Genomic DNA, 15,719 nt, shown 5'->3' with positions numbered 1-15,719 from the left:
CCTCGCTTAGCCGCCCGCGGACGCTCCAAGACACACCGCAAACCTGTCCAAAGTCCCCTCAAAAACCTGCGTCATCAAATTACGCAACGATCCCCCTCGTGGGGAGGGTGGACGGCCCGATGACAATCGGGCCGGCCGGGTGGGGCCGACTGCGCCAAGCCCCCACCCCACCCCGGTGCTTCGCGCCGCCCGGTTACCCGCCGTTTACCATCCCGACCTAAAGTTTGGCGGTTGCCGGGCCATGCGGTGCGGCCGACTGAACTTGGGTGGGGTGAGCGTTGCGTATCGAGTTCAGCCTTCCGCGCCGACAAGCGGCGCTGCCGGCCGCTTTGCTGCTGACCGCGCTCACCGTGGCCGCGCCGCCCGCATCCGCCCAAAACCTGCTCGACATGCTGTTCGGCGGCTTTCAGTCGCCGCCCGCCCGGTCATCGCAGCAAAATTTCTTCGCTGATCCGTTTGGCCTCGGCGCGTCATCGGCGCCGCCGGCACGGCCCGCCGTGGCCTCCGGCTCCGGTTCGGCGTTTTGCGTGCGCAGCTGCGACGGCAAATATTTTCCGCTGAGCACCCGTGGCGGCGCCAGCGCCGCGCAGATGTGTCAGGCATTCTGCCCGGCGAGCCAGACCCGGGTCTTTTATGGCAGCCAGATCGAGTACGCCACCGCCAGCAATGGCGAGCGCTACGCCGACAGCGACAACGCCTTTGCCTATCGCAAGGCGCTGAAGGCCGATTGCACCTGCGACGGCCGCAGCCCGGCCGGGCTGGCGCCGGTCGATCTCGCGCTCGACACCTCGCTGCGCGCCGGCGATGTGGTGGCGACCGGCAACGGCCTCGTCGCCTATTCCGGCATCCGGGTCGGTGCCGCGCAGACCGCGGAATTCACGCCGATCAGCTCCTATCCCGGGCTGAATGCCGAGCTGCGCGCCCGGCTGGGCGAGATGAAGGTGTCGCCGGCCCATCATGACGGCGGCGAAGCGGCCAACTCCCCGGCCATCAGCGTCACGCCCACAGCCCCGGTGCCGGCGGCAACGTCGAAGCCGGCACGGCGCGCCGAGGTGCGCTGAGACGGGACTGCGTACCGCGCGCAACGCTAGCGCATCCGCACCACGCCGATCACATGGGGCGTCGCAAGATAATGGTCTTCCAGCGCGGCGCGCGCCGCCGCGCGGTTGTCCGGCGTCAGCAGCCCGCGCTTTTCGGCCAAAATCATCCAGCAGAACCCCCACCAGTCGGTCAGCATGCCGTCGTCGTCGATCAGGTCAAAACCCTGCTCGGCGGCAAAGATCCGCGCCCGCGCTTCATCAAGCGCGTCGAGCCAGGCGTGATCCTCGGCGGAAAACAGCTCGTCGCTGACGTCGTCGATGGTGTAGCCCCAGATCGAGCGGCACACCGCGTCAAAAGCGCGGTCGATCTGGTCGTCATCGACCAAGCGATGACGACCGGTGCGATGCAGTTCCGTCAGCGTTCCAGCAAAATCGGCGATCCGGGTCAGCGCCGATGGATCAAAGGCGATGGTGGACATGTCGGCTGTTTTTGCCCCTGCAATGGCGGCGCGCCATGGATTCATGAACCGCTACCATGTTTTTCGGCAATGTTCTAGCTTTGTTCTGCCGACAAGCTGTCGCGCCCGTGAACATTTTCTTGCACAAAAGCCATGCATGATGGCTCAAACGATGATCTCGTCAGCGGTGCCACCGCAGCCTAATCTGCATGTGACCATTTTCAGAGCAACTTCGGGATACAGTTTTGCCTGGTTCGAGCTCCCCTGATTTCAAAGTGCCGAAGCCGCCGCTCGATGAGCTGGCGCTTTCGGAGATCAAGAGCGCGATCGTCGCCAAATTGACGCTCGCGATCGGTAAGAACGCCGGCCAAGCCACCAAGCACGACTGGTACAAGGCGGCGGCACTGGCGCTGCGCGACCGCATCGTGCACCGCTGGCTGATGACCGAGAAGGAGAGCTACGACTCCGGTCGCAAGCGCGTCTATTATCTGTCGCTGGAATTCCTGATCGGCCGGCTGTTCACCGACGCGCTCAACAATATGGGCTTGATGCCGCTGTTCGAGGCGGCGCTCGGCGATCTCGGCGTCGGGCTGTCCGATCTGCGCAATTGCGAGCCGGACGCCGCGCTCGGCAATGGCGGCCTCGGCCGGCTGGCCGCCTGTTTCATGGAAAGCATGGCGACGCTGGAAATCCCGGCATTCGGCTATGGCATCCGCTACGATTTCGGCCTGTTCCGCCAGATCATCAGCCAGGGCTGGCAGCAGGAATATCCCGACGAGTGGCTCGGCTTCGGCAATCCCTGGGAATTGCAGCGGCCCGAAGTGGTCTATCAGGTGCATTTCGGCGGCAGCGTCGAGCACTCGGTCGATGCCCGCGGACGCGAGCGCGCGATCTGGTATCCCGGCGAGACCGTGCAGGCAGTGGCCTATGACACGCCGATCGTCGGCTGGCGCGGCAAGCACGTCAACGCGCTGCGGCTGTGGTCGGCGCGCGCGCCGGACCCGCTGCGCATCGACGTGTTCAACACCGGCGACTATCTCGGCGCCAGCGCCCACGAAGCGCGCGCCGAAGCGATCTGCAAATTCCTCTATCCCAATGACGAAAGCCCGGCGGGCCGCGAATTGCGGCTGCGCCAGGAATATTTCTTCGTGTCGGCCTCGCTGCAGGATCTGGTGCAGCGCCATCTCAACGCGGAAGGCCAGTTGCGCAGCCTCGCCAAGAAGGCGGCGGTGCAGCTCAACGACACCCATCCCAGCCTCGCCGTCGCCGAGCTGATGCGGCTGTTGATCGATCATCACGGCATGGTGTGGGACGACGCCTGGGAGATCACCAAGGCGACCTTGTCCTACACCAACCACACGCTGCTGCCGGAAGCGCTCGAGACCTGGCCGATCGAACTGTTTGAGCGCAGCCTGCCGCGCCATCTCGAGATCATCTACCGGATCAACGAGGTGCATCTGAACCACGCCGAGGCGCGCTGCCCCGGCGATATCGACTTCCGCGCCGCGGTGTCGGTGATCGACGAAAAGGGCGGCCGGCGCGTGCGCATGGGCCATCTGGCGTTCATCGGCTCGCATCGCATCAACGGCGTGTCGGCGATGCATTCCGAGCTGATGAAGGAGACCGTGTTCCACGATCTGCATCATCTCTATCCGGGCCGCATCACCAACAAGACCAACGGCATCACCTTCCGGCGCTGGCTGATGCTCGCCAATCCCGGGCTGACCGAGCTGGCGCGCGCCACCTGCGGCGAAGGCGTGCTCGATGATCCGACCTATCTGGTGCGGATGGAGGACTATGCCGGCGACGCCGCGTTCCAGCAGCAGTTCCGGCAGGTCAAACACCGCAACAAGGTGGCGCTCGCCAAGCTGATCGGCGAACGGCTCGGCATCAAGGTCAATGCCAGCGCGTTGTTCGACGTGCAGATCAAGCGCATCCACGAATACAAGCGGCAATTGCTGAACGTGCTGGAAGCGATCGCGCTCTATCACGCCATCAAGGACGAGCCGCAGCGCGACTGGGTGCCGCGCGTGAAAATCTTCGCCGGCAAGGCGGCGGCGAGCTATCGCTACGCCAAGCTGATCATCAAGCTGATCAACGACGTCGCCGAAACCATCAACAGCGATCCCGACACCGTCGGCCGGCTCAAGGTGGTGTTCATCCCGGACTACAATGTCAGCCTCGCCGAGGTGATCATCCCGGCCGCGGATCTGTCCGAGCAGATTTCCACCGCGGGCATGGAAGCATCCGGCACCGGCAACATGAAGTTCGCGCTGAACGGCGCGCTGACGATCGGCACGCTCGACGGTGCCAATATCGAGATCCGCGACAATGTCGGCCCGGAGAACATCGCGATCTTCGGCATGGATGCGCTCGAAGTGGTGCAGCGGCGCGCGCAGGGGCTGGACGCTACCGACGTGATCACCCGCTCGCCGCGGCTGGCGCGCGCGATCCGCGCGATCGAAACCGGCGAGTTCTCACGGGACGATCCCGGCCGGTTCGCCGCGATCTCGCACGCGCTGCGCCATCTCGATCACTACATGGTCAGCGCCGATTTCGAGTCCTACTATGATTGCCAGCGCGGCATCGACGCGCGCTGGTCCAACAGCCCGGCCTGGACGCGCGCGGCGATCCTCAATGTCGCGCGCATGGCGTGGTTCTCGTCGGACCGCACCATCCGCGAATATGCCGAGGATATCTGGAACGTGCCGACCAGCCCGGCGTCGCAGCCGACGCTGGCCCGGCAGGCGCAGCGCTAGCCTGCCTGACAGATATCGGTTCCTCGAAAAGGGCGGCCCTAGTGGCCGCCCTTGCCATGATGACCATCAGATAATGGTTCGGCTAATCCCGGATCGATGCTAACAATTGAGGATAAGCAATACCATCGGGCCGCACCAATGCCTCGTCATGCCCGCGCTTGTCGCGGGCATCCACGTCTTGGAACGCTGCAAGATCAAAAAGGCGTGGATGGCCGGGACGAGCCCGGCCATGACGTACGGAGTGGTTGGTAGCAATCGCCGTTGGTAGAAAAACATCGAGGAGACGTCGATGCACGATACGGTGCTCAAGGCTGGCGATCATCCGTTCGACCAGGCCACCCGCGTTACGCTGCGTGATGGTCGCTGGCGCGGCGAAACGAGCGACGATTACCGCGCCTTCATCGGCCCGTTCGGCGGCTTCACCGCAGCCACCATGCTGCGCGCCTTGCTGGAACATCCCGACCGCGCCGGCGATCCGCTGGCTTTCACCGTGAATTTCTGCGCGCCGGTCGCGCCCGGCACGTTCGACCTCGATCTGCACCTGATCAAGGCCAACCGCTCCTCGCAGCATTGGTCGATCACGCTCAGCCAGGACGAGATCGGGGTGGCGGCGTTTGCGACGGTGGTGGTGGCGCAGCGCCGCGAAACCTGGTCGCATCAAACCGCGCAGCCGCCGGTGACCACGCGCTATCAGGACGCCAAGGTGCTGCCCGATTTCGGCGCCGCGCCGTGGATCAACCAGTTTGAATTCCGCTTTACGGATGGCGCGCCGCGCTTTGGCCGGACGCCGCTGGTTGAGCCGGCCAGTGCACACAGCAAGGTCTGGATCGGCAACGCCGTGCCGCGCCCGATCGACGCGATCTCGCTGTCAGCAATCGCCGATGCGTTCTTCGCCCGGGTGTTCCACGTGCGCGGCGAAGTGGTGCCGTTCGGCACGGTGTCGATGACCACCTATTTCCACGTCGATGCCGCCGAGCTGGCCGCCGAAAACGCCACCGCGGTGCTGGGCGTCGCCGACGCCAACGTCTTTCACAAGAGCTATTGCGATCAGACCGGCGAGCTATGGACCGCCAGCGGCCGGCTGCTCGCGACCACCCATCAGATCGGCTATTTCAAGGCTTGAGATAGCCGGGACAGGCCAGCCATCACGTGCTAACGGATGGCTGCAACTATCGGCCTTGAGCGACGCAGCAGCTATCCTTTGAACGACCAGCAGCCCCAAGACCCGCTTCACCCGACCGGCCCCGAACACGCCCACGGCGATCTGTGGGTGTTCGGCTATGGCTCGCTGATGTGGCGGCCAGGCTTTGCCTTTGTCGAACAGGTGCCGGCGCGGCTGATCGGCGAGCACCGCGCGCTGTGCGTCTATTCGTTCGTGCATCGCGGCACGCCGGAGAAGCCCGGCCTGGTGCTGGGGCTGGACCGCGGCGGTGCCTGCCGCGGCATTGCGTTCCGGGTGGCGGCCGCTGACCGCGCCGCCACCATCGCCTATCTGCGCGAGCGCGAGCAGGTCACCAATGTCTATCGCGAAGTGATGCGCTCGGTGTGGCTGCAGGACGATGCCCGCCGCCGCGTCAGCGCGCTGGTCTATGTGGTCGATCGCGGCCATGAACAATATTCCGGCCGCTTGAGCGTCGCCGAGCAGCTGCATCTGATCCGGCAGGGCCACGGCATCTCCGGCCCCAATCGCGACTATGTGCTCTCGACCGTGCAGGCTTTGGAAGCGCAGGGCTGCCGCGACGCCAATCTGCATCGGCTCGCCGCTCAGCTACGCGACGATGCGTCATCGCCGCTGCCGCGCGATTAGGCTACTCCTACCATCGAATCGTACTGATGGCCGTCATGCCCGCGCTTTGTCGCGGGCATCCACGTCTTGGAATCGCCGCAAGATCAAAGGCGTGGATGGCCGGGACGAGCCCGGCCATAACGTGCGGACAGGTTGGTATCAATCGCCGTTGGTATCAAGCCGGATCGGCCGGCGCTTTCTCGGCATAGGCGAGCGGCGTCGGCACGCGGCCGAACAGCTCGGCCTGCTCGCGCTGGCCTTCTTCAATCAGTCGGTTGGAAGCGTTCTCGATCATGTTGCCGAGCAGCGTCACGAACTCGCGACGATCCATGCCGGCCGGAATGACGTCGAGGAATTCGACCAGAATGGTGCCGGGATAGCGCATGAAATTACGGCGCGGCCAGAACAGCCCGGAATTGAGCGCCACCGGCAGGCACGGCACTTTGGAATCGGCATAGATCTGGCCGATGCCGGTCTTGTAATGCGGCGGCGCGCCCACCGCGCGGCGCGTGCCTTCCGGGAAGATGATCAGTTGCCGGCCACGGCGCACTTCTTCGCCGGCGCGGCGCGCCATGTTGACCAGCGTGCGGCTGCCGGCACCGCGATTGACGTCGATCATGTCAGCCTTTTTCAGATACCAGCCGAACACCGGAATCCACATCAGCTCGCGCTTGAGGATGTACAGCGGCTGATCGAAGAACTGCAGCAGCGCGAAGGTTTCCCACATCGACTGATGCTTGGCGGCGACGATCAGCGGTCCTTGCGGGATTTTGTCCGTGCCGCGGAACTCGACCTTGGTGTTGCACACCACCCGCAGCAGCCAGATGCTGCTGCGCCCCCACCACTTAGCGATGTTGACGATCGCGGCCCGCGGCATCAGGAAGGTCGGCAAGCCCACCAGAACCCAGAATACCAACATGATGTAGAACAGCACGTTGTAGACCAGCGAGCGCAGAAAGATCGACGTCATCGAGTTTCCGATCAATGAACCTGGATCAGTGAACCTGGATCAATCAACTTGGGTCAATCAACTTGGCTCAATGAACCTGGGCGGTTGCGGGTTTGCGCCGTCCGGCCGGCTCCGGTGCGATGTCAGCTTCCGGGAACAGATCGAGCCCGAGGCTGGCGAGCCTGACCCGTGCTTCGGCAGCAAGATATTTGGCGTATTCCGATAGCAGCAGCCGCAAGGTCGCGCCACTGGTCCACCAGGCTTCATCCCGCCATTTGTCGCCGACCACCGCGAACGGGATCAGTTCGACATCCGGCATCGCATAGGCCATTTCCACGATCGCGCGCGGCATGTGGTAGTTGGAGGTGACCACGATCAGCGAGCGAAAACCGCGCTCATGCACCCAGCGCCGTGCCTCGGCGGCATTGCTGCGGGTATTGATCGCCGAATGGTCGAGATCGACGCAGCAGCTCAGCAGACGGTCGCTGTCCGGCACGATTCGCGAAATATCCTGCGCGCCATTGGTGGGATGCACGCCCGAGATCAGCAGCCGCTGGCCAAAGCCGGCCGCGAGCAGTTCGATGGCATCGGCGACCCGCGACGAGCCGCCGGTCAGCACCACGATGCCATCGGCATTGCGCGCCGGCTTGACCTCGGTGCCGTGCAGCTGCGCCAGAAAGCCGACAAAGCCGAGCGCCAGACCGACGAAGCCAACCGCCAGCGCTCCCACCACCATGGCGCGGAACGGGCCGCGGCGCTGCGATCGCTGGGCATGGGGTTCGGGCAAAGACATCTCAAATAGACTTCTGACAGCGACCACCGCGCCGCGACCAAGCGGTTCGGCAGCCTTCGCGCTCCTTTCGGAACCCGCACAGTAGATCGTTTTTCGGCAAATGTGAGCCCCGGCTGTCCTGGCCGGGAGCGATCGCGCGCAGCAAGGGGGGGTCGCGGCCTCGCATCGGCTTAATCGATCTCCTGCAAGGTGGCGAACAGGGTGCGCCGCGATGACCAGCCGGTGACCGCCGCGATCAACAGCGCCTGCACTGCCAGCACCAAATATCCCGAAGGTTGCAGCGAGAAGGTGCCGAGCAGCGCCGCGAACTGGTCGCCAACCGGCGTGCCCGAGAACCAGCCGGTGACCGATTCGGAAAAGCCGAACACCAGCACCGCCAGCCCGTAGCCGATCACCCCGCCCTGCAGGCCGAGCCGCAGGAAGTGCCGCAAGAAATGGCTGGCGATGTAGCGATCGCCGGCGCCGACGAAATGCAGCACCTCGACGATCGGCCGGTTGGCGGCCATCGCGCCGCGCGTTGCGAATGACACCGAGATCACGGTGGCGAGGATCATCAAGCCGAGCACCGCGATGCCGGCGACCACGGTGGCGCCGGTCATCGAGCGCATCCGCTCGATCCAGGCGCGATGATCATCGAGCGACGCCGACGGCGCCACCTGGGCGAGCCGCTGCCGCAGCCCGGCAAGATCGAGCATCGTGCCCGGCGTCAGCCGCGCCACCACCACCCGCGGCACCGGCAGATCGTCGAGCGACAGCCCGGCGCCGAGCCACGGCTCCAATAGTTTTTCCGATTCGCTCTTGGTGAATGGCCGCACTTCGACAATGCCGGGCTGCGCGCGCATCACCTCGGCGACCGCCGCAACGTCGCGCGCGATGTCGCGGCCGCTGACGGCGCGCACCTGCACGGTGATCTCGCTCGCCACTTCCGATTGCCACTCGGCGGCCGAGGCGCTGATCAACAGCACCGCGCCCGAGGTCAGCGACGCCAGGAACGTCATGATCGCCACCACCGCGACCACGGCACGCCCGGCGATCGAGCCGCGCGGCACGATCGGCGATACGTTGCGCGCCTGCGGGGCGACCTGCGGCCGGTCGCGACCGAGATCGACCAGAACGCCGCGCTCCTCGTCGATCCTACTCATAAACGTGCAGCCGTCCCTGATGCAGCACCAGCCGGCGGGCTTCGTACTGGTCCATCAGGTTGATGTCGTGGGTGGCGATCACCACCGCGGTGCCGGATTTATTCAGCTCGATGAACAGCCGCAGCAGCCGCCGACCCAAGGTCGGGTCGACATTGCCGGTCGGCTCGTCGGCGAGCAACAGATGCGGCCGGGCGATCACCGCGCGCGCGATCGCGGCGCGCTGCTTCTCACCGCCGGACAGCACTGGCGGCAGCGCGTCCATGCGCTCGCCGAGCCCGACCCATTTTAAAAGATCGATCACCTCGCGGCGATAGCTCGCTTCATCGCGTCCGGTAACGCGGAACGGCAGCGCGACATTCTCATAGGTGGTCATGTGGTCGAGCAGCCGGAAATCCTGCAGCACGATGCCGATACGCTGGCGCAGCGTCGCCATTTCTTCCTTGCTGAGCAGCGATACATCGCGGCCGAACAGATTGATCAGCCCGCGGGTCGGCCGCATCGACAGGAACAACAGCCGCAGCAGCGAGGTCTTGCCGGCGCCGGAGGGGCCGGTGAGAAACTGGAAGGAATGCGCCGGAATCTCGAAATTGAGATCGCGCAGGATCTCCGGGCCGAGCCCGTAGCGCAGACCGACATTTTCGAAGCGGACCACATTCAGCTCCGTTCGACGGTGGCGCGACGGTGGAACTCAAGACACAGCGGTTGCAGGCCGGCGCGTGCGCTGTCGTGCTGCTGCCCGTGCCATGACGGGTGCCGAGGCAGCCGGTCCACCCCGACGGCTGCGCATGATCCCCGCAATGGTTGTGGGGCCGTTATGGTTTCCGGTTCGTTAACGGACGTGGGGTAGGCTCGACCCAGCATCATTGGTACGATTCTCGCCATGCATATCGTCTGTCCGCATTGTACGACATCCTATGCAGTCGGCCCCGACGCCCTGGGCGAAACCGGCCGCAATGTCCGTTGTGCGCGCTGCAAGCAGGTCTGGTTCGCCCGGCCGGAAGACGCGCTGGCCGAGGCGCGCGTGCCGTCAATGGCCGGTTCCGCGCCGCCGCCCGAGGAGCAGGCGCCGCCAGCCCCGCGCGCCGCAGCGAGCGACGATTGGCAAGACCAGAACGCGCCGATGGTCGAAAGCCCGTCGATCACCAGCGATCTGCCGGAAACCGAGGAAGAACTCGCGCTGCGCCGCAAACAGGCCGCGCAGGCCGAATGGGCCGCCATGGCGCAGCAGGACGAAGACGCCGACATCGCGCTGCCGCCGCCGCGCGCCCGGAAAAAGGCCAAGCCGAAGCTGTCGATCAAGCTGCCGGCCTGGATGCACAAGCCGGCTTGGCTGAAAATGCCGGCCTTCATGGCCAAGATCAAAGTGCCGGCCTGGGTGCCGCGCCTGAAAAATCCGTTCGCCAAGCTGCCGCAGCCGTTCCGCACCATTTTCAGCCTGCCGATGGTCACCGCCGCGATGGGCAGCCTGGTGATCGCGCTGGTGATCTGGCGCGCCGACGTGGTCAAGCTGCTGCCGCAGACCGCCGACTTCTTCAAACTGGTCGGGCTCGAGGTCAATCTGCGCGGCCTCGCCATCAAGGACGTCAAGATCGCCAGCGAAACCGTGGACGGCAAGCCGGTGCTGGTGATCGAGGGCCAAGTTACCACCCTGACCAAGCGCAAAGCGGAAGTGCCGCGGCTGCGTTTTGTGGTGCGCGACAGCAAGGGCACCGAAATTTACGCCTGGAACGCGGTGCTTGAGCAATCGCTGCTGTATCCCGGCGAAAATCTCTGGTTCCGCTCACGGCTGGCGTCGCCGCCCGCCGAGGCGCGTTCCATCGATGTCCGCTTCTTCACCCGTCGCGACCTGGCCGCCGGAGGCGCTTGAGATGGCCCGTATCCTGATCGCCGACGACGAAGAGTCGATGCGCCTACTCGTGGCGCGCGCCATCGCCATGGACGGCCACCAGACCGTGACCGCCGAGGATGGCGGCCACGCGCTGGAAATCCTGGTGCAGGAAGACGGCGCGTTTGATCTGCTTTTGACCGACATCAAGATGCCGATCATGGACGGCATCGCGCTGGCGCTGACCGTGGCGCGCGACTTCCCGAAGCTGACCATCCTGCTGATGACCGGCTTTGCCGATCAACGCGAACGGGCCTCGGGGCTGGACGCCATCATCCATGACGTCGTCACCAAGCCGTTCTCGGTGGCCGAGATCCGCGCCGCGGTGGCCGAGGCGCTGGCCAGCCGGAGCTGACCCAGCCGGGGCCGCAGCACCCGCCGCTAACACATCATTAACCATGGCTGTCCTACGGTTTTACTCCGTCCCGGCGTGGGCCGCGACGACCACTGACCCGTCCGAAAACCCTCGAAGGTGGCCGCGCCGGACGAGAGGTTGAACTATGTCGAACGGCACACTTCCGTTGCCCGCGGCCGAACAGAATCCGGCTGCCTCGCGTCGCGACCAGCCTGGTGGCGTGTTGCGCGCGCTGTTTGCGCCGCTCGAACAGCTGATCGTGTCCGGCGGCGACAGCCGGTTGCAGCTCGATCGTTCAACCGGCGCCAATGGTTACTTCTGCCGCCCCGCGCCGTGCCCGGACACGCTGGAATTTTCCTCGAGCACCGCCACGTCGATTTCGCAGCGCGGCTATGACGCCGCCAGCAACGCGCGCGATGCGCTGATGCGCGCCGCGATCAGCGACGGCATCGAGAGCGCGTTCGACGACCGGATCGAAGCGATGCGCAGCGAGCTGCGTAAGCAGCTCGGCCTCGCCGCCAATATCGACGTGATCTTTTCCGCCTCCGGCACCGATGCGCAATTGCAGGCGCTGCATTGCGGCCGCGCCTTGCTCGGCCCGTCCTTCAGCAATGTGGTGGTCGGCGCCGATCAGACCGGCAGCGGCACGGTGTTCACCGCGCGCGGCCAGCATTTTGGCGAACGCACCGCCAGCGATCATGTGGTCACCAAGGGCGCGCTGCTTGATGGGCTATCGGCGCAGATCGACAGCGTCGCGGTGCCGCTCGGCAATGGCTATGGCGGCTTTGTTGGCGACACCGAGCTTGATGCCAAAGTGTATGACGCCGTCGAGCGGCAAACGTTCGCGCGGCGCAATGTGCTGCTGCACGCCATGGACTGCTCCAAGCTCGGCTACCGGGCGCCGAGCGACGAGCTGCTGCTGCAGATCGCGGCGCGTTGGCCGCGCGAGGTGCTGATCGCGATCGACGCCTGCCAGATGCGGCTGTCGCGGCGCCAGATCGCCTGGTATCTCGACGCCGGCTTCATGGTGCTGATCACCGGCTCGAAGTTTTTCACCGGCCCGCCGTTCAGCGGCGCGCTGCTGCTGCCGCCCGCGCTCACCAAACGCATTCTGCAAGCCGGTCCCGATCTCACCGGGCTGAAAGTCTATGGCCAGCAGAGCGATTGGCCACGCCATTGGCACGGCGCGCGCGCGCAATTGCCGGCCGGGCCGAATTTCGGACAATGGCTGCGCTGGGAAGCGGCGCTGGCCGAAATCGCCGGCTACTTCGCCGTGCCGGACACATTCCGGCAGCAAGCGCTGCGGCAACTCGGTAACGACATCGCGCAGCGGATCGACGCCTCGCCGCACCTGCAATTGTTGCCGCAGCAGCCGGTCGCCGCCACCAGCCGCAATGAGGAACTGGCGCTGCCGACCATTTTCGCATTCACGCTCAAGCGGGATGGCGCGGCGCTGCCGGTAGCGGCCTGTAAAGACATCCATCGCAAGCTGGCGCTGCCATCCGACCCAAGCGCCGCGCCATGCCTGCTCGGCCAGCCGGTTGAGTGGCACCAGGACGATGGCGGCGCTTGCGGCGTGCTGCGGCTGTGCCTCAGCGCACGCCATATCACCGACGCCTGGTCGTCCGATCCGGCGCACGCCGAGGCTCAGCTCGGCGAACTGCATCAACAGGTTGCTACCACCCTGGCCAGGGTTGAGCAGCAGCTCACGCATCGCGACGACAACGAACCGTCCAAGGAGTCCCATGGCCCCCGCGTCCAGTAACCTCAGCGAAGCAGCCGCGACCATGGCGGCGGAACGGATCGGCTTCGCCAAAATCACCAAGCTCGCGTTTGACGGTGTCAATCTGGCGCCGCTGTTGCAGGAGCTGACCCGCAAGATCGACAACGGCACGGCCAGCGCCGGCGATGGCATGGATCTGTCGCTGATCACGCAGCTTTTGGGCGACAAGGCCACCGGCCTTGCGATCCAGGACGAGGTGCTGGCGCAGCATCGGCTGTTCCGCTCGCCTTGCGCCACGCCGACGCCGCGGCTGCGGGTGCTGGCACTGGCGGCCGCGATCGACATGGGCGGCAACACCCCGATCGAATTCCTGCTGCAGGACACCGACATCGAACTGACCACGCTCTATGTGGTGCCGGGCACGGAGCTGCCCTCGCCGCTGCCGGAGCATGACGTCGCGATCGTGATCGCCTCGGACTCCGAGGAATGCCGGCCGGCGCTGGCCGAAATCGATCGGCTGGCGGCGAACTGGCCGCGGCCGCTGCTCAACGCCCCCGCCAAGATCGTCGGCCTGGATCGCGACAAGCTGTTCCGGCTGCTGGGCGGCATCGAAGGGCTCGACATTCCCGCCACCATCACGGTTGGCCGTGCGCAATTGCTCGACGTGCTGCTGTCGAATTGTTCGCTGCCCGAAGTCGCCGCCGGCACCGATTTTCCGGTGATCATCCGGCCGCGCGGTTCGCATGCCGGCGTCGGGCTGGCCAAGATCGACGACGTGTTCGCGCTCGGCAAATATCTCACCGAGCGGCAGGACCAGGAATTTTTCGTGGCGCGCTATGTCGACTATGCCAGCGAGGACGGCCTGTTCCGCAAGTATCGGGTGGTGATTGCCGACGGCAAGCCCTATGCCTGCCATATGGCGATCGCCGATCAGTGGAACATCTGGTATCTGAACGCCGGCATGTCGGAGAGCGCCAGCAAGCGCCTCGAAGAATCGACCTTCATGCAGACTTTCGACATCGGTTTTGGCCGCCGCCACCGCAGCGCGCTCACCGAGCTGAGCGCGCGGGTCGGGCTCGACTACTTCATCATCGACTGCGCCGAGACCAAAAGCGGCGATCTGCTGATCTTCGAAGCCGACAATACCGCGGTTGTACATAATATGGATTCGCCGACGCTGTTTCCGTATAAGCCTCCGCAGATGCAGAAGATCTTCGATGCCTTCGCGGCCATGCTGACAAAGCGGGCCGCCCAACACGCGGAACACGCGGCGTGAGCAAACTGGAAGGCCGTCCCGGCACCATCGCGGGGCCGAGTGAAACCCTCGACCCGCAAGACTGGGACGAAGTGCGCGCGCTGGGTCATCGCATGCTCGATGACATGCTGGATTATGTCGCCAATGTCCGCGACCGTCCGGTGTGGCGCCCGATCCCCGACGCCGTCCGCTCCGAGTTCCGCAAGCCGCTGCCGCGCGATCCGTCCGATCTTGCCGAGGTCTATGGCGAGTTCAGCGAACGCATCGCGCCCTATGCCACCGGCAATGTCCATCCCGGCTTCATGGGCTGGGTCCATGGCGGCGGCACCGTCGCCGGGCTGCTGGCGGAAATGCTGGCGGCCGGGCTGAACGCCAATTGCGGCGGCCGCAATCACATGCCGATCGAGGTCGAGCGGCAGGTGGTGGAATGGGTCCGGCAGCTGTTCGGCTTCCCGGAAGGCGCCAGCGGCGTGTTCGTGACCGGCACCTCGATGGCCAATCTGATGGCGGTGCTGGTGGCGCGCCGTGCCAAGCTCGGCCCGGACGTGCGCCACCACGGTCTCGGCAACGCCAAGCTGACCGCCTACACTTCCGTTTCCGCCCATGGCTGCGTCGCGCAAGCGATGGACCTCGCCGGGCTCGGCCGCGAGGCGCTGCGCCGCATTCACGCCGACCGCGCGCACCGCGTCGATGTCGCCACCTTGCATGCCCGCATCAAGCAGGATCGCGCCGACGGTCTTGATCCGTTTCTGGTGATCGGCTCGGCCGGCACGGTCGATACCGGCGCGATCGACGATCTCGCCGCGCTCGCCGCTTTGTGCCGCGAGGAACAGCTCTGGTTCCATATCGACGGCGCCTATGGCGCGCTCGGCATGCTGTCGCCGCAGATCGCGCCGCTGCTGGCCGGGCTGGAACAGGCCAATTCGATCGCGTTCGATTTCCACAAATGGGGCCAGGTGCAATATGACGCTGGCTTCCTGATGGTGCGCGACGGCGAGCAGCATCGCGATACGTTTGCGGCGCCGGTCGCTTATCTGCGCCGCGAGACCCGGGGTCTCGCCGGCAGCTCGCCCTGGCCGTGCGATTTCGGCCCCGATCTGTCGCGCGGCTTTCGCGCGCTGAAAACCTGGTTCACGCTGCGCACCTATGGCGCCGACAAGCTGGGCGCGATGATCGCGCGCACCTGCACGCTGGCGAAATATCTCGAAGCCAAGATCGCCGCCGAGCCGCGACTGCAATTGCTGGCGCCGGTGACGCTCAACATCGTGTGCTTCCGGTTCCGCTGCGACGACGCCAATGCGGTCAATGCCGAGATCGTCGCCGATCTGCACGAGTCCGGCATCGCCGCGCCCTCGACCACCATGATCGGCGGCGAGCTGGCGATCCGCGTTGCGGTGGTCAACCATCGCACCGACACCGCCAATCTCGATGCGATGTTCGATGCGGTGCTGCGCTTTGGCGCCGCGCGGGTTGCAGCGGCGGCCTGATCGCGGCCGCACCGTCATCTCACGGCGATTGATACCAACCTAAAAACGATCTGCCCTCCCTCCCCCCGCGCAGCGGTGGGGAGGGTC

15 protein-coding genes are annotated in these 15,719 nt (G+C 65.5%); 10 read left to right on the top strand and 5 right to left on the bottom strand.

From position 1 onward, the window contains the following. Nucleotides 1-284: 284 nt before the first annotated feature. A complete protein-coding gene (locus tag BJ122_RS17180) occupies nucleotides 285-1,061 on the top strand; it encodes a DUF2865 domain-containing protein (RefSeq protein ID WP_430694797.1) in 777 nt (258 codons plus the stop codon). Nucleotides 1,062-1,087: 26 nt separating this feature from the next. Here BJ122_RS17180 and BJ122_RS17175 read toward each other — a convergent pair whose 3' ends face one another. After that, nucleotides 1,088-1,519: a hypothetical protein gene (locus tag BJ122_RS17175; RefSeq protein ID WP_110782404.1), complete on the bottom strand. Its 432-nt coding sequence runs from the start codon at nucleotides 1,517-1,519 to the stop codon at nucleotides 1,088-1,090. Here BJ122_RS17175 and BJ122_RS19075 point away from each other — a divergent pair. The 4 genes from BJ122_RS19075 (at nucleotide 1,509) to BJ122_RS17160 (ending at nucleotide 6,064) form a co-directional block, all read left to right on the top strand. Further along, nucleotides 1,509-1,766, top strand: a complete 258-nt coding sequence (locus BJ122_RS19075; protein WP_146227216.1) for a hypothetical protein — start codon at nucleotides 1,509-1,511, stop codon at nucleotides 1,764-1,766. The genes BJ122_RS17175 and BJ122_RS19075 overlap by 11 nt on opposite strands. A gap of 7 nt (nucleotides 1,767-1,773) precedes the next feature. Next, nucleotides 1,774-4,257: a glycogen/starch/alpha-glucan phosphorylase gene (locus BJ122_RS17170; protein WP_430694796.1), complete on the top strand. Its 2,484-nt coding sequence runs from the start codon at nucleotides 1,774-1,776 to the stop codon at nucleotides 4,255-4,257. Between the two features lie 289 nt (nucleotides 4,258-4,546). Beyond that, nucleotides 4,547-5,380, top strand: a complete 834-nt coding sequence (locus BJ122_RS17165) for an acyl-CoA thioesterase (protein WP_110782402.1) — start codon at nucleotides 4,547-4,549, stop codon at nucleotides 5,378-5,380. Nucleotides 5,381-5,416: 36 nt separating this feature from the next. Next, the gene (locus tag BJ122_RS17160; protein ID WP_110782401.1) at nucleotides 5,417-6,064 is read left to right on the top strand and encodes a gamma-glutamylcyclotransferase; all 648 of its coding nucleotides are present in this window, start codon (nucleotides 5,417-5,419) and stop codon (nucleotides 6,062-6,064) included. Between the two features lie 154 nt (nucleotides 6,065-6,218). On the opposite strand, the gene BJ122_RS17155 is transcribed toward BJ122_RS17160, so the two are convergent. From BJ122_RS17155 to ftsE, 4 genes are all read right to left on the bottom strand, one after another. After that, a complete protein-coding gene (locus tag BJ122_RS17155) occupies nucleotides 6,219-7,013 on the bottom strand; it encodes a lysophospholipid acyltransferase family protein (protein ID WP_110782400.1) in 795 nt (264 codons plus the stop codon). 67 nt (nucleotides 7,014-7,080) lie between these two features. Beyond that, entirely contained in the window at nucleotides 7,081-7,785 is a 705-nt protein-coding gene (locus BJ122_RS17150) for a YdcF family protein (protein ID WP_110782399.1), read from the bottom strand. Between the two features lie 170 nt (nucleotides 7,786-7,955). Beyond that, nucleotides 7,956-8,927, bottom strand: a complete 972-nt coding sequence (locus BJ122_RS17145) for a cell division protein FtsX (protein ID WP_110782398.1) — start codon at nucleotides 8,925-8,927, stop codon at nucleotides 7,956-7,958. After that, nucleotides 8,920-9,579: a cell division ATP-binding protein FtsE gene (gene ftsE / locus BJ122_RS17140; RefSeq protein WP_110782397.1), complete on the bottom strand. Its 660-nt coding sequence runs from the start codon at nucleotides 9,577-9,579 to the stop codon at nucleotides 8,920-8,922. Before ftsE ends, BJ122_RS17145 begins: the two co-directional genes overlap by 8 nt. 228 nt (nucleotides 9,580-9,807) lie before the next feature. Here ftsE and BJ122_RS17135 point away from each other — a divergent pair, with 228 nt between their 5' ends. The 5 genes from BJ122_RS17135 (at nucleotide 9,808) to BJ122_RS17115 (ending at nucleotide 15,632) form a co-directional block, all read left to right on the top strand. Next, nucleotides 9,808-10,794, top strand: coding sequence for an MJ0042-type zinc finger domain-containing protein (locus tag BJ122_RS17135; RefSeq protein WP_110782396.1), 987 nt, complete (start codon nucleotides 9,808-9,810; stop codon nucleotides 10,792-10,794). 1 nt (nucleotide 10,795) lies between these two features. After that, nucleotides 10,796-11,167, top strand: coding sequence for a response regulator (locus BJ122_RS17130; protein ID WP_103011791.1), 372 nt, complete (start codon nucleotides 10,796-10,798; stop codon nucleotides 11,165-11,167). A gap of 145 nt (nucleotides 11,168-11,312) precedes the next feature. After that, nucleotides 11,313-12,932: a hypothetical protein gene (locus BJ122_RS17125; RefSeq protein WP_181418979.1), complete on the top strand. Its 1,620-nt coding sequence runs from the start codon at nucleotides 11,313-11,315 to the stop codon at nucleotides 12,930-12,932. Continuing rightward, nucleotides 12,913-14,166, top strand: coding sequence for an ATP-grasp domain-containing protein (locus tag BJ122_RS17120; protein WP_103011633.1), 1,254 nt, complete (start codon nucleotides 12,913-12,915; stop codon nucleotides 14,164-14,166). Before BJ122_RS17125 ends, BJ122_RS17120 begins: the two co-directional genes overlap by 20 nt. Further along, complete coding sequence (locus tag BJ122_RS17115) at nucleotides 14,163-15,632, top strand: pyridoxal phosphate-dependent decarboxylase family protein (protein ID WP_245407776.1); 1,470 nt, start codon at nucleotides 14,163-14,165, stop codon at nucleotides 15,630-15,632. The genes BJ122_RS17120 and BJ122_RS17115 overlap by 4 nt, the downstream gene beginning before the upstream one ends. Nucleotides 15,633-15,719: the final 87 nt, after the last annotated feature.

It is taken from the genome of Rhodopseudomonas faecalis (genome assembly GCF_003217325.1).
In the GTDB taxonomy this organism is placed as follows: Bacteria; Pseudomonadota; Alphaproteobacteria; order Rhizobiales; family Xanthobacteraceae; genus Rhodopseudomonas; species Rhodopseudomonas faecalis.
The sequence above is the reverse complement of the archived record's forward strand: the minus strand, read 5'-3'. Positions and strand labels throughout refer to the sequence as shown.

Excerpts from the sequence above, each read along its gene's own strand:
- BJ122_RS19075 (WP_146227216.1), top strand. The coding sequence starts at position 1,509 with ATGGTGGACATGTCGGCTGTTTTTGCCCCTGCAATGGCGGCGCGCCAT.
- BJ122_RS17150 (WP_110782399.1), bottom strand. The coding sequence starts at position 7,785 with ATGTCTTTGCCCGAACCCCATGCCCAGCGATCGCAGCGCCGCGGCCCG.
- BJ122_RS17125 (WP_181418979.1), top strand. The coding sequence starts at position 11,313 with ATGTCGAACGGCACACTTCCGTTGCCCGCGGCCGAACAGAATCCGGCT.
- BJ122_RS17165 (WP_110782402.1), top strand. The coding sequence starts at position 4,547 with ATGCACGATACGGTGCTCAAGGCTGGCGATCATCCGTTCGACCAGGCC.
- BJ122_RS17160 (WP_110782401.1), top strand. The coding sequence starts at position 5,417 with ATGGCTGCAACTATCGGCCTTGAGCGACGCAGCAGCTATCCTTTGAAC.
- BJ122_RS17130 (WP_103011791.1), top strand. The coding sequence starts at position 10,796 with ATGGCCCGTATCCTGATCGCCGACGACGAAGAGTCGATGCGCCTACTC.
- BJ122_RS17175 (WP_110782404.1), bottom strand. The coding sequence starts at position 1,519 with ATGTCCACCATCGCCTTTGATCCATCGGCGCTGACCCGGATCGCCGAT.
- BJ122_RS17145 (WP_110782398.1), bottom strand. The coding sequence starts at position 8,927 with ATGAGTAGGATCGACGAGGAGCGCGGCGTTCTGGTCGATCTCGGTCGC.
- BJ122_RS17135 (WP_110782396.1), top strand. The coding sequence starts at position 9,808 with ATGCATATCGTCTGTCCGCATTGTACGACATCCTATGCAGTCGGCCCC.
- BJ122_RS17120 (WP_103011633.1), top strand. The coding sequence starts at position 12,913 with ATGGCCCCCGCGTCCAGTAACCTCAGCGAAGCAGCCGCGACCATGGCG.
- BJ122_RS17155 (WP_110782400.1), bottom strand. The coding sequence starts at position 7,013 with ATGACGTCGATCTTTCTGCGCTCGCTGGTCTACAACGTGCTGTTCTAC.